The organism is Enterococcus gallinarum (genome assembly GCF_021496385.1).
Taxonomy (GTDB): domain Bacteria; phylum Bacillota; class Bacilli; order Lactobacillales; family Enterococcaceae; genus Enterococcus_D; species Enterococcus_D gallinarum.
The window spans coordinates 200180-217622 of sequence record NZ_CP050816.1 but is presented as its reverse complement, the minus strand read 5'-3'; the positions used below and the strand labels follow the sequence as shown (position 1 = coordinate 217622).

The window sequence follows — 17443 nt, the reverse complement described above, 5'->3', positions numbered from 1 at the left end:
GTCAGTGTTCATTTGTTAGCAACTCTGTTTTTTGGATCGCTTGATAGGCGAACCAACTGATTGGCCAGAGAAGCAAAGGGATGAAGGCAATGAATAACAAAATCGGCAAAAAGGTAGCGGCGAATGTAACCAAAAACACACCTAAGATCATGGCAATCGTTTGTGGCACACTAACGATCATTAAAAGAAACGCATTCCTGAAATAGACCCAAAAAGGAAGATGGTAGCGGACAAAGACCGGCAGCAAATAAAAGCTGATGAGCAAACCGCTGATAAAGAGTACCGTCAATCCGAAATGGAGAAAGGCATTTTGCAAGAATGTACTGGAGATCCGCAGCTCGATCCATAGCAGCAGCAAGATCGCCATTTGCAGCAAACCTAGTTGATTACTACGCCAAAAATTTTTGGCTGTTTGTTGTTTGAACCAACTATAAAGTTCGGCAGGCAGTGGTTTTTTTGCAAATAATTCAAAGAAATAGCGAATAACAGTAGCCGTCGCTGGAAAGAAGCCAAAAATGATTCCCCCCCGTAAGACAAAAAAGAACCACAAAAAATGCAATCGAATCACCATCAGCAAATAGTCACCCAAACGGTAAGATAGATCAAATAACCCTCGTGATTGTTTCATGGACACACCTCTTTTAACTAATTGATAAAAAGTAGAACACTACTAGCCAAATAGTAGCAAGAAATGGACCTTTTAGAAAGCGTATTCAAAAAATTACATAGCCGAACCAGCTAATACATACACCTTCCTAAAGCTATCTTTTGAAAACATTCGATTGCGACGAGGAGCGCTAGCCCGCAGGAGCAAGTCTTCTAGATAAAGAGAAAAGTACGACGAGGAGCGCCAGCCCGTAGGAGCAAGTTTTCTAATAAAGAGAAAAGTACAACGAGGAGCGCCAGCCCGCAGGAGCAAGTTTTCTAGATAAAGAGAAAAGTACAACGAGGAGCGCTAGCTCGCAGGAGCAAGTTTTCTAAATAAAGAGAAAAGTACGACGAGGAGCGCTAGCCCGCAGGAGCAAGTCTTCTAGATAAAGAGAAAAGTACAACGAGGAGCGCTAGCCCGCAGTTTTCTTACAAATGAGAAAGGCGAAATTGCTAGAGTGAACATGGCGTCTGATACCGTAAGCTAAAACTTCAATTGAAGTGGTGTGTTTCTTAAAAAGAGTGCTCTTTTGTTACAAAAAAATAAAGTTTGACATAGCTGCTGAAACTACATATTGATAGCGCTTTATTTTCTCGTTAGATTAGTGGCGAAAGGGGTTGGATAAATTGACAACAATTCGTGGGGACATTGAGTCTGCGAAAAACAGTAAGCAGGATGATCGTTGGTATCCTGAGTCAGAGATGCTGGCGAAGCGTTTGGAATGGTTCCAAGATTTAAAATTTGGGGTAATTTTCCATTATGGCTTATACGCACAAGCGGGTATCGTTGAATCATGGCAACTATCAGAAAAAGATGAATGGGCAAGGGAAAATAAAGCTTATCGAGAAGATATCAACACATTGCGTCTTGATTATTGGCAACTGATCAAAGCGTTTGCACCGATAGAATTAGATACTGATCAGTGGGCTGAAACGTGTAAAAAAGCTGGCTTCAAGTATTGTTTGTTCACAACGAAACACCATGACGGCTTTAATCTCTTCAATACGCTGGAGTCAGAATTCAAAATTGGCGGTAAATTGAGTCCTTTTAAACGAGATATCCTAAAAGAAGTTTTTGCCTCGTTCCAACAAGCGGGTATTGCTACTGGGGCTTATTATTCTAAGGCGGACTGGTACTCACCGTTTTATTGGCTGGATGATGAAACGATCAAAGGGCGTCACGCAAGTTATGATCCATTAGAACAGCCGGAAATCTGGTCGCGGTATGTGGATTTTGTTCATCGACAAATTCATGAAATCACTGGCAACTATGGAAAAGTGGATTTGCTATGGCTAGATGCCGGCTGGTGTGGGCAGGGGAAAGAAGATTTACAGATGGATCGCTTAGCGGAGATTGCCCGGCGAAACCAGCCAGAATTGATCATTGTTGATCGCATGATGGGCGGCAGACATGAGAATTATGTGACGCCAGAACGCAAGATTCCTTCTTTAGAAGAAATCCCAACAAAAGTTTGGGAGAGTAATATACCTATAGGCAATGACTGGGGCTATGTTCCCCATGACACCTTTAAAAGCAGCCAAGAGTTAGTCGATACATTAATCGATGTCGTCAGTAAAGGCGGAAACTTAATTTTAGGAGTGGGTCCAACACCAGAAGGAACTTTCACGAAAGAAGAGACCCAGCGCCTGCTAGAAGTAGGTGATTGGTTGGAACAATATGGAGAAGGCATTTACGAGACCCGAGCTAGACCAGAAGCGTGGACGGAGAATTGGCATCTTACCTATAGCAAAGATCAAAAAACACATTATGCCTTTCGCAGTATCACAACAAATATGCAGCCGCGAATTTTTCTGAAGGAGATCCATGCAAATGAAAAATCCGTGATCACAGATTTAGCAACCAATCAATCACTGACGATTCATGGAACGGGTGAAAACGCCTATATTGCTTCATCAGAAGTGCATCAGCCTGAACTTGGAGCAGTTGGCATTCGCATTTCTACACATTGAAGAAAAAATACACATTGCTTTGAAAGCGAATTCATTTCATATTTAGTATACAAACCAAAAACACAAGGAGGAGTATGAATGGAAACAACAACGATCAGAGAGCCTGTGTCAGCATCAAAAAGTAAAATCAAAGAAATGAAGACTAAATTAAAAAAGAGTCGACAGTTATATTTGTTTGTCCTGCCTGCTTTTTTGATTATTCTGATTTTTTCTTATGGGCCGATGTATGGTGTGATCATCGCCTTTAAAGACTATATGCCTTCTTTGGGAATATTCGAAAGTCCTTGGGTAGGGTTCAAACATTTTCAACGCTTTTTTGATTCTTATTACTTCTGGGATCTAATGAAAAATACATTAGGTATCAGTTTGTACTCTTTGATCGTCGGATTTCCGCTACCGATCATCCTTGCACTGGCTTTGAATGAAATCAAGGATGGTCCATTCAAAAAAATTACCCAGACAGTCACGTATGCCCCAAACTTTATCGCAGTAGTGGTAATGGTCGGAATGGTTATTGCATTTCTGTCTCCTTCCACTGGGATCATCAATCACTTTCTAGATTTTATCGGCGTGGGAAGAATCAATTTTATGACTGAACCGCGGTGGTTCAAAACAATCTATGTATTATCAGGCGTCTGGCAAGGCACAGGTTGGGGATCGGTTATTTACTTGGCAGCATTGTCTGGAGTGGATACTCAGCTGCATGAAGCTGCCACCATCGATGGTGCTTCTCGGCTCCAAAGAGTTTGGTATATCAATATTCCAACGATAATGCCGACCATGGTGATTTTACTGATCATGAGTTTTGGTAGTTTGATGTCGGTGGGATTCGAAAAAATCATTCTGATGCAAAACCCATTGAATATGGAATCATCGAATGTCATTGCAACCTTCGTTTATCAGCAAGGGCTTTTAGATGCACAATATAGTTTTGCAGCAGCTGTTGGGTTATTCAACTCGTTGATCAATTCAATTCTCTTGATTTTAGTCAACGGGATTGCGAAACGGCTGAGCGATTCGAGTCTCTTATAGAAAGGTGGTATAGGAATGAAAACAACTTCATTAGTGAAAGATACACGTGCAGATAAAATCTTTTTGGTTTTTGTTTATTTCTTTTTAGCCATAGCATTACTAATCGTTCTCTATCCATTGATCTATATCGTTAGTGCGTCGATTTCAAATCCTCATTTAGTCAACTCGGGGGAAATGTGGTTATTGCCAAAAGGGGTCACCTTTGAAGGCTATCGAACTCTCTTAGGCAATAGCAGCATCTGGCGCGGCTACTTAAATACGATCTATTACACTGTTTTAGGAACATCCATCAATTTGTTGGTGACACTGCCTTGTGCTTATGCACTCTCCAGAGATGATTTCTATGGCAGAAGAGCTTTTACCAATTTCATGCTAGTGACAATGTTTCTTTCTGGGGGCTTGATCCCTAGCTATTTACTGATCCGCAGCTTAGGGATGTTGAATACGGTTTGGGCTTTGGTTATCCCAGGAGCTGTCTCTGTCTATAATGTGGTCGTTACGCGGACCTTTTTTCAAACGACGATCCCAAGAGAGATGGAAGAAGCGGCAATCGTGGATGGCTGCTCGGATTTTCGCTTATTCATGCAGATCGTACTGCCTTTATCTACGCCAATCATTGCAGTTATGGCACTTTTTTACGGGGTAGGACACTGGAACAGTTTCTTCAGCGCATTGATCTATCTGTCAGATAAATCCATGTATCCATTACAAATGATTTTACGGGAAATTTTGATTTTACAAGATATGTCATCAAATACTGTCAGCAATGTGACTTCCGAAATGGCCAGTATGTTATACAGCAAGCAACAGTTAGCAGAGGTCATCAAATACGGTGTCATGATCGTTTCATCATTACCGGTCATTATTGTCTATCCATTTTTGCAGAAATATTTTGTCAAAGGCATGATGGTAGGATCAATTAAAGGATAAAACATAGAGGAGGAAGAAGATGGGAATGAAAAAAATTTTAGGAGTAACAGGGGTGTTTTTGTGCAGTGCGCTTTTACTCAGTGGGTGCGGGAACACAAAAAAGGAAACAACAGGAGAAAATGAAGGGGTAGCCATCAATCATGACAGCCAATTTCCAATCATTAAAGAAGGCGAAGAACTGACGCTGAACATTATGGCGCCAGGAGTAGGTATGGCAGAATGGGAAGATATGCCGACGCTGCAGGATTATCAAGAAAAAACAGGAATCAAACTGACTTATACAACACCCCCTTCTGCTGACTTTAGTACCAAGTTGAACTTAGCATTTGCTTCAGGGGATCTGCCGGATATCGTTTATGGCGCAGGATCGAATTCGCTCACTTCTTCAATGGAGATCGATTATGGTTCCCAAGGAATTCTGCTGCCGTTAGAAGAATATATCACGCCGGAAATTATGCCTAATCTTTATGCATTGACCCAAGAAGATCCGTCCATCTTAAAATCGATCACCACACCAGATGGCCATATTTATTCATTGCCGATGATTTCGAGAAATGCGACATCTATTTGGTGGCAAGGTCCGATGTGGTACAACGGAACGTGGCTAGATAAGTTGGATGTCAAGGAACTGCCAAAGACAACGGATGAATTGTATGATTTGCTGACACGATTCAAGAACGAAGATCCCAATGGTAATGGCAAAGCCGATGAGATTCCTTTGACCGATGTCGATATGAATTCAACAAGGGTATGGCTGATGGCAGCTTTTGGGTTACGGACACGAGGTGTTCAAGTAGATGATGATGTGGTTTCTTATACACCAATCTCGGAAAACTATAAAGCATTCCTTGAGTATATGAACAAATTGTATAGTGAAGGTTTGTTGGATGCGGAAGTTTATGGCCAATCTGATGAACAGAAAAAAGCAAAAGGACAAAATGATCAGTTGGGCTTGTTCGCCGATTACTTCAGCTTCTTTACGACAGGCCGCAGCGAGATTGAAGCGATGAACGATGCCATGTTCCAACCATTGACTTCAAAATGGTCGCCAGAAGCAGTGATTCCAGGAAGTCCACGAATTTCTCGAGGCACCTTTGCCATCACAAATGTCAATCCATCGCCGGAAGCTTCGATGCGCTGGGTGGATTACTTCTATTCTGAAGAAGGTACGAAATATATCGAACAAGGACCTGAAGGCGTTCTTTGGGAGTACAAAGAAAATGCTGACGGCCAAAAAGTACGAGTTTATGCAGAAGGCATTGATACAGAAAATACAGAAGATGAACGTGGCAAGATCACACCAGCATACGGGTTGACAACACCGAACATTGTTATCGATACGACAGGTGAATATCAAATCTTGAAATCCGCGGATGAACAACCTGATACTCGTTTCAGTGACTGGGTGGCCAAAGAAACAGCAGATAAGATGGATGACATTGCGGAAGTGCCATTTCCATTACTTTATCTGACTGTAGAAGAAAATGATAAAGTGGCTGCTACGGCTACTGACTTGACAACGTATGTCGAACAAATGGAAGCCAAATTCATTACGGGTGTTGAGCCAATCAGTAATTGGGATAAATATGTTTCGACGATCGAGTCCATGGGGATCGATGACTACATTTCCGTTTACCAAACAGCATATGATCGTTGGAAAGAGAACTAGAGTCACGGCAATAGGAGAAGCGGGCTTGGACAATTTCTTGTCTGCCCGCTTTTTTCCTCCTCAGAAACCGAGTAAAGGAGAGAATACAGCGTGCAGTTATTTGAATTTGAACGTATCCGTAAGATTTTATTTCAATTAAAGAATTACCGGATTCGCTATCAGGTGCCTGTTAATGACTTGCAGTTAAAGCAAGAAAACTGGGCACCTTATGTGCAAGGAACTTTTTTTGGAGAAAAGAATTGTTATTACACAATGAAAGGAACTTTTGAACTACCGGAAGACTGGAAAGAGATGTCGGTTGCTTTGCAAGTCTATTCTTCGCTCTCTGAATGGGACAATACGACAAATCCGCAAATGAAAGTGTCCTTGAATGGGAATTACATTCAGGCAATTGATGTCAACCATCGAGAAGTGAGGTTGGATCCCTCGGAGCTAACAGGAACAATAGCCTTACAGATCGATATTTTTTCGGGACGAGAAGAGAAGAAGTTTCCGCTTTACGTGAATCTATTGGCGATCGATCCTATTGTTGAGCAAGTCTGGTTTGATTTCTCGACGATTTTTGACAGTTGGCGTGCCATTAGGAAATTTGGCGGAGAAGAACAAATCTATCAAAGCTGTCTGTCACAAGCTGCCAATGCATTAGATTTTCGAGCCCCCTATACGCCGCGATTCTATGAAGGCCTCACAAACGCGCAAGAATGTCTGCAAGCGTGTTACAGCCAAGAGATTCGTCAAAAAGTGACCGCAGTCGGGCATACCCACATCGATCTGGCATGGCTTTGGACGGCACAGCAAGCGGTTGAAAAAGGAGAACGCAGTTTTCAGACCGTATTAAAATTGATGGATGAATACCCTGAATATACGTTTCTCCAAAGCCAACCCCAGTTATATCAAGCGATCAAAGAACAATATCCTGAGTTATATCAGGCAATCAAAGAGAAGATTAAATCTGGACGCTGGGAAGTAGAAGGTGCTATGTGGGTAGAAGCAGATTGCAACTTGACCTCCGGTGAATCATTGGTAAGGCAGATTTTATACGGCAAACGCTTTATCAAAGAAGAGTTTGATCATGAGAGTCAGATTTTGTGGCTGCCGGATGTTTTTGGCTATTCCGCCGCATTGCCACAGATCTTGCAAAAGACCAATACACCTTATTTCATGACAACTAAATTGTCTTGGAATCAATTCAATCAGATTCCTTATGATTCGTTTTACTGGCAAGGGATCGATGGCAGCAGAGTTTTGACTCACTTTATTACAACGATCAGTGAAGGCTACAGTCCAAGACCCTACTACACCACTTACAATGGGCTTTTAGACCCTTATACAGTCAAAGGCAGCTTTGAACGGTACCAACAAAAAGATCAGCATGATGAGATCTTGATTGCATACGGCTATGGAGACGGCGGCGGCGGACCTACTAGAGAGATGCTGGAGACAAAACAGCGGTTATCAAAACCACTCCCTCAGATGCCAGTGATCACTGGCGATCATGCGGGCAAATTTTTTGACCGATTAGCCGCAGCTTTTGCTCATTCAGAAGCCCCGGTCTGGTTTGGCGAACTCTATTTTGAGTACCATCGTGGGACACTGACCTCCATCGGTAAAAATAAGAAAGCCAACCGCAAAGGCGAATTTTTATTGCAAACTATTGAGAAGCTTTACAGTGCCTATCGAAGCGAAGCGTATCCGCAAGAGCTCCTCGAAAGGCTCTGGAAAAAATTGTTGTTCAATCAATTTCACGATATTTTGCCAGGAAGTTCGATTGGCGAAGTGTACCAGCAGACAGAAGAAGAGTATGCTGCTCTTTTTGAAGAAGGCGAGCAATTGATCCAGTCCCTCGTGGCAGGAGGAACCGCCAGTGATGCAAATCATCAGGTGGTCTATAATCCATTAGGCTTTACTCGTGATGCCGTAATCAAAGTTGATAGTCCGGCGATTCAAGAAGATTATCTGACACAGCGAACCGAAGATGGTTGTTTGCTGGTCAAAGTTCCGCAAGTCCCTAGCTTAGGTCTGCGTCCCCTAACGTTGAGGGAGACTATCTCAGAACCAGTAGAACAAGAGTGTGTTCCGTTGACTCGTCAACTGGAAACGACCGACTTTGTCGTAACATTTAACGCGGCATATGAAATGACTGCTCTTTTTGACAAAAGACACCAGCGAGAGGTCTTGCCAGCAGGAGAAGTGATGAATCAATTGATTGCCTATGAAGACTTACCGATGGATTATGATGCGTGGGATATAGACATCTACTACGATCGTAAAGCTTATCCAGTAGAGGATGTGACTGACGCATCAATCGTCGAGCGAGGCGAGATTCGTGACACGATCCGTATCAAACGGACGTTTGAGCAATCAACGATCATTCAGCTGATCCATTTCTATCATGGAACCGGCAGGATCGACTTTGAGACAACGGTCGATTGGCATCAGCATCATCTTTTATTGAAGGCGCAGTTGCCAATTGCCGTCAATACGCTAGATGCCACTTTCGATATCCAATTTGGGAATGTCAAACGTGCCATCCACAAAAATACCACTTGGGATTTGGCACGTTTTGAGAGTTGTGGGCAAAAATGGGTCGACTTGTCTGAAGATGGTTATGGCGTCAGTGTGTTGACGGATTGTAAATACGGATTCAGCACAGCTTACCAAAAAATTGGTCTCTCTCTTATCAAGTCGGCGACTGATCCCTATCCAGAAGCAGATCAAGGACTTCATTCGTTTACCTATTCTCTCTATGTTCATGAAGGTGACTGGAAAAAAGGACAAACGATGGAAGAAGCGTTGGCACTCAATGTACCAGCATATGTATTGGCAGATTTTGATCAGCAGCAAGAGCAATCTTTTTTACAAGTGGATCACAATAATGTGCTGATCGATTCGGTCAAAAAGGCTGAAGCAGATGAAGCCATCGTGGTACGTTTGTATGAATACCACAATCGCAAAACGACATGCCGCTTGACCGCAGCTAAAAAAATCAAACGAGCAGTGCTAACGAATTTATTGGAAGAGGAACAGCAGGATTTAGTGGTCACGGGCGTGTGCCACCAAGTGGTGATTCCTTTCAACCCTTATGAAATTCAAACGGTCAAGGTCTATTTTGACTAATCGGCATTTTTGATGATAGGAGTTTAAAATGATCGAAGAAATTGTAAAGAAGATGTCCCTAAAAGAAAAAATCGGCCAGTTGAATCAGCGATTGTATGGCTGGCAAGTTTATCAGAAAAAGGAAGGAAAACTTTATTTGACAGACTACTTCAAGTCGGAAGTTGCTCGCTTTGGCTCGATTGGCTGGATCTACGGCGTTTTCCGAGCAGATCCTTGGTCGGGCAAGGACGCAACAACGGGTCTCTCGGTGGAAGAATCACGGGAAGTCAGCCGGATGATTCAGGACTATTTAAAAGAACATACTCGTCTTGGAATCCCAGCTTTTTTGACAGAAGAATGTCCTCATGGTCATCAAGGATTAGCAGCAACAACACTGCCGGTCAATTTCAGTACAGGGGCTAGTTGGAATCCTGATCTTTATCAGAGCGTGCAGACGTTCGTGGCACAAGAGTTACGAGCTAAAGGGGCACAAGTTGGGCTGATCTCTACCTTGGATATCGTACGAGATCCTAGGTGGGGACGAACCGAGGAATGTTTCAGTGAAGATCCCTACTTAGCCAGTTGTTTTACGCAAGCTGCGGTCAAGGGAATGCAAGGGGAAATACTTGGTCATGAACCGACAACCCATGTACTGGCCGTGTTAAAACATTTTGCAGCTCAAGGTTCAAGTATGGGCGGGCACAATGCAGGACCAGTCAATATTGGGGAGCAAGAATTGCGAGAGATTCATTTACCCGCTATGCTGGCGGGAATTCAGGCAGGGGCACTAGGGTGCATGGCTGCTTATAATGATTGGGATGGTGTCCCTTGTCACGCGAACCCTCGCTTACTTCAAGAGATTTTGCGAGAGGAAGCCGGCTTTGCAGGAGTTGTGATGGCAGATGGTTGTGCGTTGGACCGTTTAGCGGATTGGCTAGGAAACAAACCAGAAGCGGCAGCCCGGGCCATGAACAGCGGCGTAGACATCAGTTTATGGGACAATGTTTTCCCTCAGTTGGAAGCTGCTGTTGATCAAGGGTTGATTAAGCAAGAAACCATTGATCAATCCGTGATGCGCGTTCTGAAACTGAAAGAGCAGCTAGGACTTTTTGACGAACCGGTGCCTACGGTGTCCGTTCCGGATCAAAAGCAGTTTCAAGAAAGTGCAACTCGTTTAGCAGAAGAAGCCATCGTTTTGTTGAAAAATGAGCAAGTCTTACCGTTAAAGAAACAAAGACAAACAATTGCTGTTATTGGTCCTCATAGCAAAAACAGCTATCATCAGCTAGGGGACTATACTCCTTTCAAAGAACTGTCTGAGTGCCGCAATCTGTGGGAGGGGTTGCTGGAAATCAAGGGGACCGAAACCACTTTTATTCAAGCAGATGGCTGCGGCATCACAGAAGGAACCAAAGAGCAACTGACTGCCGCATGCCAAGCGGCAGCAACAGCGGATCAAATCATTTTAACGATTGGCGGCTCTAGTATTCGTGACTTTTCGACGGATTTTGATAAGAATGGAGCTGCCTTGCAAGGATCTGCGGAGATGACCAGTGGGGAAAATATCGATCTGGCGTCTTTGGCATTGCCAGAATGTCAAAAACGATTGATTACTGAATTGAAAAAATTTCAGAAACCTCTGATCGGTATTGTCATTGCTGGCCGTCCTCATCTGTTAAGTGAGGTCAGTACCGCTTTTGATGCGTTGCTTTTTGCAGGTTATCCAGGGCAATTTGGCGGAAGTGCGCTAGCTCGGATTCTTTTTGGCGAAACGAATCCCAGTGGGAAACTAGCTGTTTCTATTCCAGATGAAAATGGGCAGCTGCCAGTTTATTACAACTACCGTGAGGCTGCTTTCCAGAGAGATTACACAGATTGTTCAGGAACCCCTCGTTATGGGTTTGGTTATGGTCTAAGCTATGCAGAATTTATGCTTAAGGGAATCCATGCGCAGTATGCTCCGCAAGCAATCCAAATTAATGGAACAATCGAGAATCTTTCGGTGATAGCAGGAGCTGAAGTGGTACAAGTGTACCTTCGCAATTACTCACAGCAGGTCTTACCGCGTGTGAAAGTGTTATGCGGTTTTCAAAAAGTCTTTTTGCCAGCCAAAAGCACCGTCGACTTTTCTCTAACAGTTTCTTATGAAACGTTGAAACGGTTGAACATTTCACCAAATGAATTGCCAGCTGATTTTATCATCCAAGTCGAAGCAGCCAATCAGAAACAAGTATTCACGAAGCCATTGAAACAAGAAGAAAATGGAAAAGGAGAGAAATCATGTTAAAATTCCCGGAAGGATTTTTATGGGGAGCAGCTGCTTCTGCTCCTCAAACGGAAGGCGCTGCGGCGATTGATGGCAAAAGCCCTTCAACTTGGGATAAATGGTTCGAATTGGAGCCAGACAAGTTCTATGATCACGTAGGACCTAGTGATACTTCGAATACCTACCGACACTTTCGAGAAGATGTGGCGCTGATGAAAGCCATGAATCTGAACTCTTATCGGACGTCAATTGCTTGGACACGACTAGTACCTGATGGAAAGACGGTCAACCCTCAAGCAGTCACCTTCTATCGTGCCTATTTTCAAGAAATGGTCGATCAAGGAATCGAACCTATCATCAATTTGTTCCATTTTGATATGCCGTGGTGGTTAATGGAAAGAGGTGGTTGGGAAGCCAGAGAATCGGTAGATTACTTTGCCGCTTACGCTCGTATCGCCTTTGAGCAATTTGGCGACATTGTCAAAAAATGGGCCACATTCAACGAACCTTTAGTTCATATTGAATGCGGATATATGGGGGATGCCCATTGGCCTAAAGTTCATAATTTTAAACGAGCGATCCAAGTAGGTTATCATACACTGTTAGCTCACGCAAAAGCAGTAGCTGCTTTTCGCGAACTTGCGATTCCTAACGGAGAGATAGCGATTATCTTAAATTTATCGCCCGTCTATCCGAAAAGTCCGCAGTCTGCTGATCTTGAAGCTGCTGAATGGGCAGACTTACTCTATATTCGCAGTTTTTTAGACTGTACAGTCCTCGGACGATTTCCAGAAAAATTAGTCGCGATGCTGAAAAAGTCAGGTCTTGCTCCTGTAACAGAGGAGGGGGACCGAGAACTTTTTGCCTTAAATACGGTGGACTTTATTGGTTGCAATTACTACCAGCCATTACGAGTTCAAGCCCCGATTGCGCCGAACGATCCAATCACAGGGCCGAGGGATCTTTTTCGAGGCTATGATTGGCCGGACAAAAAAATCAACCCTCATCGCGGTTGGGAAATCTTTCCGCAAGGTATTTATGACATTGCCATGCGTCTAAAGAATAGCTATGGCACGATTCCTTGGTATATTTCTGAAAATGGTATGGGGGTTTCTCAAGAAGAACGCTTCGTAACGCAAGAGGGGGAGATTAATGACACCTATCGCATCGAATTTGTAACAGATCATCTCAAAGAACTGCAGCGAGCGATCGAAGCAGGAGCCCCTTGCTTCGGTTATCACATGTGGACATTTATCGATTGTTGGAGTTGGCTGAATGCGTATAAAAATCGTTATGGGTATTATCGAGTAGATTTGACAGATGATACCCGAACACCAAAAGCGTCGAGCTTTTGGATGGCGCAAGTAGCAAAGGACAATGGGATCGATTCAGGGAATGGACCTGATTAGCCAACAAATAAAGCATGCTTCAGAGGGACGATTGGACCTCTGGAGCATGCTTTGAGTGTTTCAACTGATTTTATTTTATGCTTAAGTTTCGACCACTGAATTTAGCAGGCGCATTTGACGATCAGAGATATTTGTGACGATAGTCAGCAATGGCCTGTCTTGATTCGTAGATATTTTGAGCCAGCTGTTCATTTTTACTCAAAAAGACATAGAACAGCACATCAACTGCCAAAAGATGAGCAATAATCGAGTTGGTTGCTGCACTGCGCATATTGGCTTCTTTCGGTCGGGAAACTTGCAGCGGAACATCTGCTAATTTCGAAAGGGAATTACTGCCAAAGCGAGTCAAAGATAGAACTGGAATCCCCATCTCCTTCGTAAACTCCGCAAGGTGTAGGATTTCAGGTGTTTGACCACTGTTTGAGACAGCCCAGAGCAAACATTCTTTTTCGTGTTTGATCAATTGAGGCAACAGCGAATTATAGTCGGTTTCGAAAATAACCACTTTGCCTAAGCGAGTCCATTTTTGTTGGATATCTTGAGCAATCAAAGAGGAAGCACCGATACCACATACGAAGATCCGATTGCGGGTTTTCAGTAGGTCCGCTGCTGCCAGCATTACTTGTTCTTCTAAAAGGTCCGCAGTCTCATGCATAGTCACTTGGGCATTATGGCTCAATTTCGCAGTAATATCATGAAAAGATTCGTTCAATGCAACATCTGCATAGCCAATGATCTCCTCATGGGTTTGTCGGGAGCCAGATTCCGCAGAAAGCTGAATCTTAAGATCAGTTAGGCTGGAAAAGCCTGTTTTCTTTGCAAAACGAACAACTGTAGGGGCGCTGATCCCGGTAGCTTGAGCCAACTGACTCGCAGTCATCGAAGGAACTTTTTCAGAATTTTTTTTGATGTAATCAAAAAGTTTTTTTTCGGAATTGGATAATTCGCTCTGGATACTTTCAATGCGAGAAAGGACGCTCATAAGGTCACCTGCTTTAAGAAATTTCTAGATTTAGTATACCATAAGTTGGAGTGTTGCTTTCATTTTAAAATGAAAAGATTCAGCGAAGAAACTTGCATTTTTAGGTAGAATAAAGTAAAGTAATTACGTGTGAATACACGCTACCTGTTACTTGGTTCAACGAGTCACCAACGTTTTACTCAGTCGCAGGTGAAAAAAGAAAAAAGAGGTGAAAAACATGGCAATTACGAAAGAACGCAAAAACGAAATCATCAACAAATTTGCTCGTCATGAAGGAGATACTGGTTCTCCAGAAGTTCAAATCGCTGTTCTTACAGAAGAAATCAACCATTTGAACGAACATGCACGTATGCACAAAAAAGACCACCATTCATACCGTGGCCTAATGAAAAAAGTTGGTCACCGTCGTAACTTATTAGCATACCTACGTCAAAAAGACGTACAACGTTACCGCGAATTGATCCAAGCTTTAGGATTACGTCGTTAATCAAACAAAGAAAAGTGAGGTTCAACCCGAATCTCACTTTTTTGCTATGAATCACTGCGACTGGGCGGCACAAGCCGCACAGAGCAGATGATGAATAGTACTAGGCGACTAATCAGAAGCGTAGTCACCCGAGCGGAATCACTGCGACTGGGCGGTACAAGCCGCACAGAGCAGATGATGAATAGTACTAGGCGACTAACCAGGAGCGTAGTCACCCGAGCGGAATCACTGCGACTGGGCGGCACAAGCCGCACAGAGCAGATGATGAATAGTACTAGGCGACTAACCAGGAGCGTAGTCACCCGAGCGGAATCACTGCGACTGGGCGGCACAAGCCGCACAGAGCAGATGATGAATAGTACTAGGCGACTAACCAGGAGCGTAGTCACCCGAGCGGAATCACTGCGACTGTCTTGCTATAGCAAGACATGCAAGTTCTTCTTAGCAATACTTATAAGAACTGTGAGCGAAGCGAAAGCGGAGACGAGCAGATGATATACTAGGCGACTAATATAGTGGCCCCATCTTTTTAACAAACTCAATTAGCGGGACTTGACTGGTGAATCAAACCCGCAACTAAAAAAGAATCTCTGAGACACGGCGAGCAGCTTCCTACTAACCAAATGAAAGCAGCGGAAGCACCGATCCGCTTTTTTCATTTGTTTAGTAGTGACTTGCTTGGCTCAGAAAAAAAGGAGCAGATTATGACAGAAAAACAAGTATTCAAAACGACTTGGGGCGGGCGTCCGCTACAAGTTGAAGTTGGCCAATTAGCCAAACAAGCAAATGGCGCAGTACTCGTCCGCTATGGCGATACAGTAGTTCTTAGTGCAGCCGTTGCTTCAAAAGAAGCAAAAGATACAGACTTCTTCCCTTTAACGATCAATTATGAAGAAAAAATGTACGCAGTCGGGAAAGTTCCTGGTGGTTTCATCAAACGTGAAGGTCGTCCAAGTACCGAAGCAACATTGACTGCTCGTTTGATCGACCGTCCAATCCGTCCAATGTTTGCGGAGGGTTTCCGAAATGAAGTCCAAGTGACAAACATTGTCATGAGTGTGGAACAAGATTGCTCACCAGCAATGGCTGCAATGCTAGGCTCTTCTTTAGCGTTGTCTATTTCCGATGTGCCTTTTGACGGACCAATCGCTGGTGTTGAAGTTGGCCGTGTCAATGGGGAATATGTGTTGAATCCAACCGTTGAACAAGCAGAGCAAACAGATATCGAATTGACGGTTGCTGGTACGAAAAAAGCCATCAACATGGTAGAATCAGGAGCGAAAGAAGTTTCTGAAGATGATATGTTAGGCGCTTTGCTGTTCGGTTTTGAAGCAATCAAAGAATTAGTTGCTTTCCAAGAAGAAATCGTTGCAGCAGTCGGTAAACCAAAAATGGAAGTGACTTTGCTTCAAGTAGATGCTGACTTGAAAAAAGAAATTTTCGATGGCTACTATCAAACAATGAAAACGGCTGTTATGACCGAAGAAAAATTGGCTCGTGAAGACGAGATCGACAACGTCAAAGAAACAGTTAAAGAAGTTTATGCAGAAAAATTTGCGGGTCATGAGGATGAAGCGCAGCTTCTAAAAGAAGTGAAACAAATCGCAGAAGACCTTGAAAAAGATGTTGTCCGTGAATTGATCACGATCGACAAAATTCGTCCGGATGGCCGGAAATTGGATGAAATTCGTCCATTAGCCTCAGAAGTCGGTCTGTTGCCTCGTGTTCATGGTTCAGGACTATTCACTCGTGGGCAAACGCAAGCATTATCTGCTTGTACATTGGCACCATTGGGTGAACATCAAATCATTGATGGTTTAGGGGTAGAAGAATCAAAACGGTTCATCCACCACTATAATTTCCCGCAGTTTTCAGTTGGTTCAACAGGACGTGCCGGTTCTCCAGGCCGTCGTGAGATCGGACATGGCGCTTTAGGTGAACGTGCCTTGGCGCAAGTAATCCCAAGTGAAGAGGATTTCCCTTACACAATCCGTTTAGTGGCAGAAGTATTAGAATCCAATGGTTCATCCTCACAAGCAAGTATTTGTGCGGGTACATTGGCATTGATGGATGCTGGTGTTCCAATCAAAGCCCCTGTTGCTGGTATCGCGATGGGACTTGTCTCTGATGGCGAAAACTATACAATCTTGACCGACATCCAAGGATTGGAAGATCATTTAGGCGATATGGACTTTAAAGTTGCCGGAACAAAAGATGGAATCACAGCCTTACAAATGGATATCAAGATCCAAGGAATCACCGAGCAAATCTTAACTGAAGCTCTATCGCAAGCGAAAAAAGCACGGATGGAAATCTTAAATGAATTGACTTCAACTATTGCTGCACCACGGGAAGAATTGAGTCCATACGCACCGAAGATCGAGATGATCCAAATCGACCCAGCCAAAATCAAAGATGTGATTGGTAAAGGTGGCGACACGATCAATGGCATCATTGATGAAACAGGCGTGAAGATCGACATCGATCAAGACGGAAAAGTATCAATTGCTTCTTCTGATGCGGAAATGATCAAGAAAGCTATTAAGATCATTGAAGATCTAACAAAAGAAGTCAAAGTTGGCGAAGTTTATTTAGGGAAAGTTGTTCGTGTTGAAAAATTCGGCGCTTTTGTCAACTTGATCAAAGGCAAAGATGGGTTAGTTCACATTTCTCAACTTGCAAATGAACGGGTCAACAAAGTAGAAGATGTTGTCAAAGAAGGCGATGAAGTTCTTGTGAAAGTCACAGAGATCGACAAACAAGGTCGGATCAATTTGTCTCGCAAAGCATTATTGACTGACGATAAAGCAGAGAAAAAATAATTTTCTTAACTAGTTATCCGCAAGAGAAGATTTTGCAAACGTAAATCAACGTCCAACCCCCCAGTAATCGATTCGATTACTGGGGGGTTTTTACGACATAAGGCACAGACATTTCGCTGATAATAAGGTAA

General features: G+C 43.4%; 11 protein-coding genes. 9 read left to right on the top strand and 2 right to left on the bottom strand.

Annotated features, from left to right (window positions below; translation table 11 throughout):
• Position 1 precedes the first annotated feature (1 nt).
• On the bottom strand, positions 2–628 hold the full coding sequence (locus HED61_RS00955) for a YesL family protein (protein WP_003128609.1): 627 nt from the start codon (positions 626–628) through the stop codon (positions 2–4).
• A gap of 647 nt (positions 629–1275) precedes the next feature.
• On the opposite strand from HED61_RS00955, the gene HED61_RS00950 reads away from it, so the two are divergent.
• The 7 genes from HED61_RS00950 (at position 1276) to HED61_RS00920 (ending at position 13021) form a co-directional block, all read left to right on the top strand.
• Entirely contained in the window at positions 1276–2619 is a 1344-nt protein-coding gene (locus tag HED61_RS00950; RefSeq protein ID WP_171917743.1) for an alpha-L-fucosidase, read from the top strand.
• 78 nt (positions 2620–2697) lie between these two features.
• A complete protein-coding gene (locus HED61_RS00945; RefSeq protein ID WP_003128614.1) occupies positions 2698–3651 on the top strand; it encodes an ABC transporter permease in 954 nt (317 codons plus the stop codon).
• A gap of 15 nt (positions 3652–3666) precedes the next feature.
• A complete protein-coding gene (locus HED61_RS00940) occupies positions 3667–4581 on the top strand; it encodes a carbohydrate ABC transporter permease (RefSeq protein WP_003128615.1) in 915 nt (304 codons plus the stop codon).
• Between the two features lie 19 nt (positions 4582–4600).
• Positions 4601–6250 carry an extracellular solute-binding protein gene (locus HED61_RS00935; RefSeq protein ID WP_103300339.1) on the top strand — a complete coding sequence of 550 codons (1650 nt, stop codon included), beginning with the start codon at positions 4601–4603 and terminating at the stop codon, positions 6248–6250.
• Between the two features lie 90 nt (positions 6251–6340).
• Positions 6341–9367, top strand: a complete 3027-nt coding sequence (locus HED61_RS00930; RefSeq protein ID WP_219645399.1) for an alpha-mannosidase — start codon at positions 6341–6343, stop codon at positions 9365–9367.
• A 28-nt stretch (positions 9368–9395) separates the two neighbouring features.
• Positions 9396–11633 (top strand): glycoside hydrolase family 3 protein, encoded by a 2238-nt coding sequence (locus HED61_RS00925; protein WP_021149121.1) that lies wholly within the window; start codon positions 9396–9398, stop codon positions 11631–11633.
• On the top strand, positions 11627–13021 hold the full coding sequence (locus HED61_RS00920; protein ID WP_081131381.1) for a glycoside hydrolase family 1 protein: 1395 nt from the start codon (positions 11627–11629) through the stop codon (positions 13019–13021). Before HED61_RS00925 ends, HED61_RS00920 begins: the two co-directional genes overlap by 7 nt.
• Positions 13022–13142: 121 nt before the next feature.
• Here HED61_RS00920 and HED61_RS00915 read toward each other — a convergent pair whose 3' ends face one another.
• Positions 13143–14003, bottom strand: coding sequence for a MurR/RpiR family transcriptional regulator (locus HED61_RS00915; protein ID WP_003128626.1), 861 nt, complete (start codon positions 14001–14003; stop codon positions 13143–13145).
• A gap of 217 nt (positions 14004–14220) precedes the next feature.
• Between HED61_RS00915 and rpsO the strand changes: the two genes are divergently transcribed.
• Positions 14221–14490, top strand: coding sequence for a 30S ribosomal protein S15 (gene rpsO, locus HED61_RS00910; RefSeq protein WP_003128628.1), 270 nt, complete (start codon positions 14221–14223; stop codon positions 14488–14490).
• Positions 14491–15194: 704 nt separating this feature from the next.
• Positions 15195–17312, top strand: coding sequence for a polyribonucleotide nucleotidyltransferase (gene pnp / locus HED61_RS00905; protein ID WP_234981408.1), 2118 nt, complete (start codon positions 15195–15197; stop codon positions 17310–17312).
• The last annotated feature ends 131 nt before the right edge of the window (positions 17313–17443 follow it).